We start from the raw sequence: 8,444 nt of genomic DNA, 5'->3' as shown, positions 1-8,444 counted from the left end.
AGGCGCGGCATCATGTGGCGAATGAGACGGGGGAGATAAGGGAAGAGGCATTCGCCGCGGTGAGCAAGCGGGTGAGGGGCCGGAATGTCTAGCGCTTGTGAGGGCCCCTTCGCGAGCAAGCTCGCTCCCACAGGGGAGTCGGGGTGTTCACAAATGTTGTTTCCACTGAAGATCCAGTGTGGGAGCGAGCTTGCTCGCGAAGGCGGCTTATCGGGCGACGAAGATCACTGCCCGACCGCCAACCCCGCCCGAATCGCCGCCAGCGCCGCTTGGTAATACGCCTTGCCCTCAGCCGATTCGGCAAACGTTGCAAACTCTTCCAGCTCTTCGTCCGACAGGTCGCGATAGACGTAAAGCAACGTGTTGTTGATGTCCGCGCCAATCTGATCCATCAAACGCTGGCGCTGACCGTTGAGCATGCCTTGCGCCTGACCGCCACCGAGCAGCCCCGGAATCATCGAGCTCAAACTGTCCGCCGCGACGCCGGCAATCGCCAAGCTCACTTCGGCGCCGGCTTCACGCGCCGGCAAGGCTTGAGCGAGGTGGCCAATGATCAGCAGACGACTGTCGCTGACCTGCATCTTCGGCAGACCCTTGGCATTTTTTGCCAATTGATCGCGGCGGGTGGCGAGCAATTCAGCCGCGACGATTTTCTTGCCCAGCGGCGATTGAAAGAAGGTCAGCGCCGGTTTCGGGTCGGCAAGCTTCTGCCGCAGTTGCGCTTCGGCGCGTTGATCGACAGCTTGCGGGGCGAAGCGCTGATTGCTGTTGTTCACCAATGCTTGAAACACCGCCGGCGGCAGGCTGTTCTGATAGCGCTGCTGTGCGGCCGTCAGGGCATCGTTGAAATGCGCACGTTGATCTGGCCAGCCGGCGACCTTGTACAACTGATCGTGGCCGTCCGCCCAGGCGGGCAAAACGCAGAACATCAACAGTGAAAAAAGCAAACGGCGCATAGGGACTCCTGTCAGCAGCGGACTATTCTCCGTGCGGTGCCGGTACTTGTCGAGAATTCGTAGCAAGCCGCCGCGTGGCTCTGTCGGATTTCTTGCCGCCGACATACTATGCGCGCCATGCAAATATCCTCTGAACACCCACTGCTGTTACGCATTGTCGATGACCTGGCCGAACACGGCTGGTCGCAGCAGAACATTTTCCTGCCCGCCGGTTTGACCCGCGAGCTGGCGGCCGAGTGCCGCAAACGTGAGGCCGAGGGCGAGTTGGCCCCGGCCGCGGTGGGGCGTGGGCCTTTTTCGGAGATCCGCGAGGGGATTCGTGGCGACCACATCCAGTGGATCGATCCCGGTCAGGCCGAGGCCAGCGACCGCTATCTGAACCTGATGGAGAGCCTGCGCGAGGCACTCAACCGTGGCTTGTTCCTCGGCCTTGAAGACTTCGAATGCCATTTCGCCCTGTACCCGCCGGGCGCGTTCTATCGCAAGCATGTCGACCGTTTTCGCGACGATGACAAGCGCATGGTCTCGGTGGTGGTCTATCTCAACGACGCGTGGTTGCCGGAGGATGGTGGTCAGCTGCGCATGTACCTGAACGATGAGCGTGTGCATGACGTGCAGCCTACTGGCGGTTGTCTGGTGGTGTTTCTCTCCGGCGAAGTGCCGCATGAAGTGCTACCGGCGAACCGCGAGCGCCTGTCGCTGACCGGTTGGTTCCGCCGTCGTGGCAACGAGCCGTTCTGACATGGACAGGATTCTGGTCAGCCGTTGCCTGTTGGGGCATCGCGTGCGCTATGACGGCGGTGCGAGCGGGCCGTTTGATCTGCTTGAGCAGTGGATTGCCGAAGGGCGGGTGGTGCCGTTGTGTCCCGAAGTCGCAGGGGGATTGCCGACGCCACGGGCGGCGGCGGAGATTCCGGGCGGGCAGGGTGGTGAAGTGCTTGATGGTGTCGCGGCGGTGATCACCACCGAGGGCGAGGATGTCAGTGCGCAGTTTCTGGATGGTGCGCGGCAGGCACTGGAGCTGGTGCAAAAGCACGGGATTCGTGTGGCGGTGTTGAAGGCCAACAGTCCTTCTTGCGGGAATTTGCTGACGTATGACGGCACGTTCAGCGGAGTGAAAGTCTCTGGCGAAGGCGTGACGGCCGCGTTGCTCAAGCGCCATGGTGTGCAGGTTTTCAGCGAGCTTGAATTGGCTGAGGCGGCGATGGCCCTGGCGGCTTTGGACTGATCTGGAATCGTTGCCCTCACCCCAGCCCTCCCGAAACGTCGGACCGCCCGTAGGGAGAGGGGGCCGACCGAGGTGTCTGGCGCTGTCCATCGACCTGAAAGACCTTGGCGATTATGGATTCAACACAGTCATGACTGATCGATTATGGATTCGACACAGCCATGACCGATTTCGGATTCGGCACATCCATTTCAGGTCGGCGTACCTCTCAAGCATCCCCCAATCAGTCCCCTCTCCCTCGGGGAGAGGGCTAGGGTGAGGGGCTTTTAAGGCTTCAACCACTTCTCGGTCAGCGCCGCCAGGCGCCCGTCGTCCTTGATCCTCTGCATCGCGCTCGCAAGGCTGGCCTGAAACGCCGGATTACCCTTCTGAAACGGAATCGCCAAATCCACTGGCTCCGCCGCTTTCGGCTTCTCTTCAGTCAATGCCTGCACTAGCACCATCGGCCGTGGCTGCTCATCCTTCTTTGCCAGCAATTGCGAATCGACCTTGCCGTAAGACTCGCTGAAGTCGAAACGATCCTCGAGTTCGGGTGTCAGTGCTATGTGGTTGAGGGCTACGTCGTACTTGCCGCTTTCGACGCCCTGGAGCAGATCGGCCTCATCGGTGACGATGAAGTCGGCGCGCACATCCAGCTCGTTGGCGAGCAGTTGCCCAAGCTCGACCTCGAACCCCGTGAGTGTGTCGCCATCCTTGAAATTGAAGGGCGGTGTATTAGCCTCAAGGGCAATGCGCAGCTCGCCACGGTCGTTGACGTCATCAATCAGTTCGGCGTGAGCCAAAGGGCTCAAAAGGGGTAGCAGGCAGATCAGGCCAGGCAGAAAGCGCATGGTCACTCCTTTGAAATCATTATCGCGACCCTCTGATTCAGGCTCGCTTTGCTATGGTTGTCGAGTGCCTTCGACAACGAATGGTCATGAAGTTGTCATGACCGTGCGGATTTTACGGAAAAACTGGAGAAGAAAATGAAAAGCTTTATGTCACGTGCAGCGTTCGCGGGTGTGCTGATGGGCGTTTCGGTGCTGGCCAGTGCGGCGACACCGGCACCCAAAGGTGCCGAAGTGTTCATCGTTTCTCCCGAAGACGGGGCCACGGTTTCGCAGACCTTCACCGTCAAATTCGGTACCAGGGACGTCGCGCTGGCACCGGCCGGTGACGTCACCAAGAACACCGGTCACCACCATTTGCTGATCGACGTCGACAAAATGCCAGCCGCTGGCGCGCCGATTCCGAATGACGCCAATCACATGCACTTCGGCAAGGCGCAGACCCAGGCCGATATCAAACTCGCTCCGGGCAAGCACACCTTGCAGCTGGAGCTGGGCGACAGCGGCCACATGCCGTTTGACCCGCCGATCGTCTCGAAGAAAATCACCGTCAACGTGGAATAAAAAAAGGAGCCCTTTCGGGGCTCCCTTTTTTTATCAGCGGCGAGTTGCGAGCTACGAGCTTCAAGCAAAAGCTAAGCGAACATCACTTGCCGCTTGTAGCTCGCGGCTTGTAGCTGTTCTTAGAAAAGAACCCGGCTACGGATAGTACCGTTGATGTGCTGCAGCTTCTCTTGCGCCAGATCCGAGTACTCGGCGTCGACGTCGATCACCACGTAGCCAACCTTCTCGTTGGTCTGCAGGAACTGACCGGAGATGTTGATGCCGTTTTCGGCGAAGACCTTGTTGATCTCGCTCATCACACCCGGGATGTTCTCGTGGATGTGCAGCAGGCGGTGCTTGCCAGGGTGAGCCGGCAGGGCTACTTCCGGGAAGTTTACCGACGAAACCGAAGTACCGTTGTCGCTGTACTTGACCAGTTTCTCTGCCACTTCCAGACCGATGTTGGCTTGCGCTTCGGCGGTCGAACCACCGATGTGCGGGGTCAGGATCACGTTGTCGAGGCCACGCAGCGGGCTTTCGAACTCTTCGTCGTTGGAGCGTGGCTCCACCGGGAACACGTCGATGGCCGCGCCGATCAGGTGCTTGTCCTTGATCGCGTCCGCCAGGGCGTCCAGCTCGACCACGGTACCGCGAGCAGCGTTGATCAGGATGCCGCCCTTTTTGATGGCGCGGATTTCCTTCTCGCCGATCATCCACTGGGTCGCAGCGGTTTCCGGAACGTGCAGGGTGACGATGTCGGACATGCCCAGCAGTTCGGTCAGGCTGCCGATCTGAGTAGCGTTGCCCAGTGGCAGCTTGGTCACGGTGTCGTAGAAGAACACCTGCATGCCCAGACCTTCAGCCAGCACCGACAGCTGCGTACCGATCGAGCCGTAGCCGACGATGCCCAGTTTCTTGCCACGGATCTCGAAGGAGTTGGCTGCGGATTTGATCCAGCCGCCACGGTGGCAGGAAGCGTTTTTCTCCGGGATGCCGCGCAACAGCAGGATCGCTTCGGCCAGCACCAGCTCGGCAACGGAGCGGGTGTTGGAGTACGGCGCGTTGAACACGGCAATACCGCGCTCACGGGCAGCACTCAGGTCAACCTGGTTGGTGCCGATGCAGAAACAGCCGACCGCAACCAGCTTCTTCGCGTGATCGAAGATCTCTTCGGTCAGTTGGGTGCGCGAACGAATGCCGATGAAGTGAGCGTCAGCGATCTTTTCCTTGAGCTGGGCTTCCGGCAAGGAACCTGTCAGGTATTCGATGCTGGTGTAGCCCGCCGCCTTGAGGACGTCGACAGCCGATTGGTGGACGCCTTCGAGAAGAAGGAACTTGATCTTGCTCTTATCGAGAGAAGTCTTGCTCATCTGCGTAAACCTGTATCCCGGAGAAAAATGGCAGGAAATGGTCAACAGACGCTGACCCGGACGACAAGAAAGTCGTCTCCGCGGATCTGGCCTTGGGCACTGTCCTGCGGGGTCGATATGCTAGCATAGCCTCCCCGCTAAACACTCATTCCTGCGACGTGAAGCGTTCTCAGGATGACCATGAATTGTTCGAGAGTTCTGTCGATGACCAATCCTGCCCTGATTGATGAACTGAAGACCCTGGTCGAGCCTGGCAAGGTCCTGACCGACGCCGATTCCCTGAATGCGTACGGCAAGGATTGGACCAAGCACTTCGCCCCGGCGCCAAGCGCCATCGTGTTTCCCAAGACCATCGAGCAGGTGCAGGCCGTGGTCCGTTGGGCCAACACGCACAAGGTTGCGCTGGTGCCATCGGGCGGGCGCACCGGGCTTTCCGCCGCCGCCGTGGCCGCCAACGGCGAAGTGGTGGTCTCGTTCGACTACATGAATCAGATTCTCGACGTGAACCTCACCGACCGTACCGCCGTTTGTCAGCCGGGCGTGGTCACTGAGCATTTGCAGAACGTTGCCGAAGAAAAGGGCCTGTACTACCCGGTCGACTTCGCCTCGGCAGGTTCCAGCCAGATTGGCGGCAACATCGGCACCAATGCCGGCGGGATCAAGGTGATTCGCTACGGCATGACCCGCAACTGGGTGGCAGGCATGAAAGTCGTCACTGGCAAGGGCGATATGCTCGAACTGAACAAAGACCTGATCAAGAACGCCACCGGTTACGACCTGCGTCAGCTGTTCATCGGCGCTGAAGGCACACTGGGTTTCGTTGTCGAGGCGACCATGCGTCTCGATCGCGCGCCGAAAAACCTCACCGCGATGGTCCTCGGCACTGCCGATTTCGACTCGATCATGCCGGTGCTGCACGCCTTCCAGGGCAAGCTCGACCTGACCGCCTTCGAATTCTTCTCCGACAAGGCTCTGGCCAAAGTCATGGGGCGTGGCGACGTACCGGCGCCGTTCGAAACCGATTGCCCGTTCTACGCGTTGCTGGAATTCGAAGCGACCACCGAAGAAGTGGCCAACAGCGCGCTGGAAACCTTCGAGCATTGCGTCGAGCAGGGCTGGGTGCTGGACGGCGTGATGAGCCAGAGCGAAACCCAGCTGCAGAACCTGTGGAAACTGCGCGAATACATCTCCGAGACCATCTCGCACTGGACGCCGTACAAGAACGACATCTCGGTCACCGTATCGAAAGTGCCAGCGTTTCTGAAAGAAATCGATGCGATCGTCGGCGAACACTATCCGGATTTTGAAATCGTCTGGTTCGGCCACATCGGCGACGGCAACCTGCACCTGAACATCCTCAAGCCGGATAACCTGAGCAAGGACGAGTTCTTCGCCAAGTGCGCGACCGTCAACAAGTGGGTGTTCGAAACCGTCGAGAAGTACAACGGTTCGATTTCCGCCGAGCACGGTGTGGGCATGACCAAACGCGATTACTTGACCTACAGCCGTTCCCCGGTTGAGATCGAGTATATGAAAGCGGTGAAAGCGGTGTTCGACCCGAACGGCATCATGAACCCGGGCAAGATCTTCGCGGTTTGATCTGTAATCTTTGATGAATCAATGAAGGCAGGAGTCGGTAAATGAGCTATCAGCACCAGTACGTCGACGGCACGCGCATCCACTTCCCGATCGGGAAAGTCGTGTGCATTGGCCGTAATTACGCCGAACACGCCAAAGAACTGGACAACCCGGTACCTACCGAGCCGTTGCTATTCATCAAACCGGGCAGTTGCGTGGTTGAGCTGGAGGGCGGTTTCGCCATTCCGACCGAGCGCGGTTCGGTGCACTACGAAGCGGAAATCGCCGTGTTGATCGGCAAGCCGTTGTCGACCAAACCGAGCCGTGAAGAAGTGCTCGACGCCATTTCCGGTTTCGCCCCAGCGCTTGATCTGACGCTGCGTGACAAGCAGGCCGAGCTGAAAGCCAAGGGCCTGCCGTGGGAAATCGCCAAGTCGTTCGACGGCGCGGCGGTGCTTGCTCCGTTCGTGGTCGGCAGCACCTTTGCTGACCTGACCGACATCGGCATTCGCCTGACCATCAATGGCGAAGTGCGTCAGGACGGTAATAGCAGCGCGATGCTCAACCCGATCGTGCCGATGATCCAGCACATGGCCGGCTGCTTCTCGCTGCAGGCCGGTGACGTGATCCTCACTGGCACGCCAGTCGGCGTTGGCCCTCTGAACGTGGGCGATGACATCGTCCTCGAACTGGTCGGTGCGAGCAGCTTTACCAGCAGCGTGCGCTAACCGCAACACTGCAAATCCCCTGTGGGAGCGAGCTTGCTCGCGAAAGCATTTTGTCAGTCAACAAAGATGTCGACTGACACTGCGCCTTCGCGAGCAAGCTCGCTCCCACATTGTTTTGTGGTGCCCTGGAGATCGCTGACAACACACGACAATCCCGCCATTTGCCGTTTTTTTCACATCCTGTACGGATAATTCCTCTCATTCTGGCGTCTGAGCCGGCCTCTTTGTGCTATTACCCATAGCCTGAATTTTCGGAACGCGTCCCTCGATGTCATCTCAAACTCAGTTCAAACCCACCCGCCGTTCACGTTTCGCCCTGCGTTGGTATGTCTGGCTCTTGCTGGTGATTGCCGCTGCTTATGCCTTGGCATTTGCCATGCATTGGGATGATCGCGGTGTGCTTTGGCTGCAGGAACGCTTTGAAAGCCAGGCCGAGCAGAAAGAAAGCATCTGGCTGCCGGATTATCGAGTGGTGATAGATGCCAAGCCGCTCAAGGGGATGGAGAAGGACGAAGCTTCGGATCTGACGTACAACCCGCAGACCAAAACGCTATTCTCGGTGATGGGCAAGAACCCGTTTCTCGCTGAACTGACTTTGCAGGGTGATGTACTGCGCAAGATGCCGCTGGTGGGCTGGAGCAATCCGGAAGGCCTGACGATGATGGAAAACGGCCTGATGGCCATCGTCGATGAGCGCCAGCACATGCTGTCGATCGTCAAGGTCGACGCCGACACCCGCGAATTGAACATCGCCGATTTTCCGAAATACGATCTCGGTCCGTCGAAAGACCAGAACAAAGCATTCGAGGCGATCACCTGGGATGCGCACAATCAGCAGTTGCTGTTGGGTGAGGAGCGGCCACCGGCGCTGTTCACCTGGAAAAGCGATGGCAGCCAGACCCTCAAGGGCGACAAGCAAAAACTCGCCAGTGATGAACTGGATATTCGCAACCTCTCTGCCTTGGCGATTGACCCGCGCACCCAACACACACTGGTGCTGTCCGCCGACTCACATCTGCTGCTGGAACTGGACGAGAAGGGCGAGCAGGTCAGCTTCATGACCCTGCTTGGCGGCTTCAACGGTCTGAAAAACACCATCCCCCGCGCCGAAGGCGTGACCATGGACGAGGCGGGCACGCTGTACATGGTCAGCGAGCCGAACCTGTTCTACCGCTTCGAAAAACAGAGGTAGTGCGTCTGAGTAGGAGCTGCCG

General features: G+C 59.0%; 9 protein-coding genes. 6 read left to right on the top strand and 3 right to left on the bottom strand.

Going from position 1 to position 8,444, the window contains the following annotated elements; all coding sequences use genetic code 11:
- Window positions 1-224 precede the first annotated feature (224 nt).
- On the bottom strand, window positions 225-956 hold the full coding sequence (locus FGA82_RS05445) for a DUF2059 domain-containing protein (RefSeq protein WP_141126298.1): 732 nt from the start codon (window positions 954-956) through the stop codon (window positions 225-227).
- A gap of 108 nt (window positions 957-1,064) precedes the next feature.
- Here FGA82_RS05445 and FGA82_RS05440 point away from each other — a divergent pair, with 108 nt between their 5' ends.
- Window positions 1,065-1,697, top strand: coding sequence for a 2OG-Fe(II) oxygenase (locus FGA82_RS05440; protein WP_077574950.1), 633 nt, complete (start codon window positions 1,065-1,067; stop codon window positions 1,695-1,697).
- A 1-nt stretch (window position 1,698) separates the two neighbouring features.
- A complete protein-coding gene (locus tag FGA82_RS05435) occupies window positions 1,699-2,184 on the top strand; it encodes a DUF523 domain-containing protein (protein WP_141126297.1) in 486 nt (161 codons plus the stop codon).
- Between the two features lie 266 nt (window positions 2,185-2,450).
- On the opposite strand, the gene FGA82_RS05430 is transcribed toward FGA82_RS05435, so the two are convergent.
- The gene (locus FGA82_RS05430; protein WP_141126296.1) at window positions 2,451-3,014 is read right to left on the bottom strand and encodes a transporter substrate-binding domain-containing protein; all 564 of its coding nucleotides are present in this window, start codon (window positions 3,012-3,014) and stop codon (window positions 2,451-2,453) included.
- A gap of 135 nt (window positions 3,015-3,149) precedes the next feature.
- Here FGA82_RS05430 and FGA82_RS05425 point away from each other — a divergent pair, with 135 nt between their 5' ends.
- A complete protein-coding gene (locus tag FGA82_RS05425; protein WP_141126295.1) occupies window positions 3,150-3,575 on the top strand; it encodes a DUF4399 domain-containing protein in 426 nt (141 codons plus the stop codon).
- 119 nt (window positions 3,576-3,694) lie between these two features.
- Here the strand turns inward: FGA82_RS05425 and serA are convergent, their stop codons facing one another.
- Window positions 3,695-4,924: a phosphoglycerate dehydrogenase gene (gene serA / locus FGA82_RS05420; protein WP_141126294.1), complete on the bottom strand. Its 1,230-nt coding sequence runs from the start codon at window positions 4,922-4,924 to the stop codon at window positions 3,695-3,697.
- 204 nt (window positions 4,925-5,128) lie between these two features.
- Between serA and FGA82_RS05410 the strand changes: the two genes are divergently transcribed.
- From FGA82_RS05410 to FGA82_RS05400, 3 genes are all read left to right on the top strand, one after another.
- Window positions 5,129-6,523, top strand: a complete 1,395-nt coding sequence (locus FGA82_RS05410) for an FAD-binding oxidoreductase (RefSeq protein WP_141126293.1) — start codon at window positions 5,129-5,131, stop codon at window positions 6,521-6,523.
- Window positions 6,524-6,564: 41 nt separating this feature from the next.
- On the top strand, window positions 6,565-7,230 hold the full coding sequence (locus tag FGA82_RS05405) for a fumarylacetoacetate hydrolase family protein (RefSeq protein ID WP_007913879.1): 666 nt from the start codon (window positions 6,565-6,567) through the stop codon (window positions 7,228-7,230).
- Window positions 7,231-7,498: 268 nt separating this feature from the next.
- Window positions 7,499-8,422, top strand: a complete 924-nt coding sequence (locus FGA82_RS05400; protein WP_141126292.1) for an SdiA-regulated domain-containing protein — start codon at window positions 7,499-7,501, stop codon at window positions 8,420-8,422.
- Window positions 8,423-8,444 lie beyond the last annotated feature (22 nt).

The organism is Pseudomonas fluorescens (assembly GCF_005938625.1).
GTDB classification, from domain to species: domain Bacteria; phylum Pseudomonadota; class Gammaproteobacteria; order Pseudomonadales; family Pseudomonadaceae; genus Aquipseudomonas; species Aquipseudomonas fluorescens_BD.
Note: the sequence above shows the minus strand (reverse complement) of the source record. Positions and strands in the feature narration are given on the sequence as shown.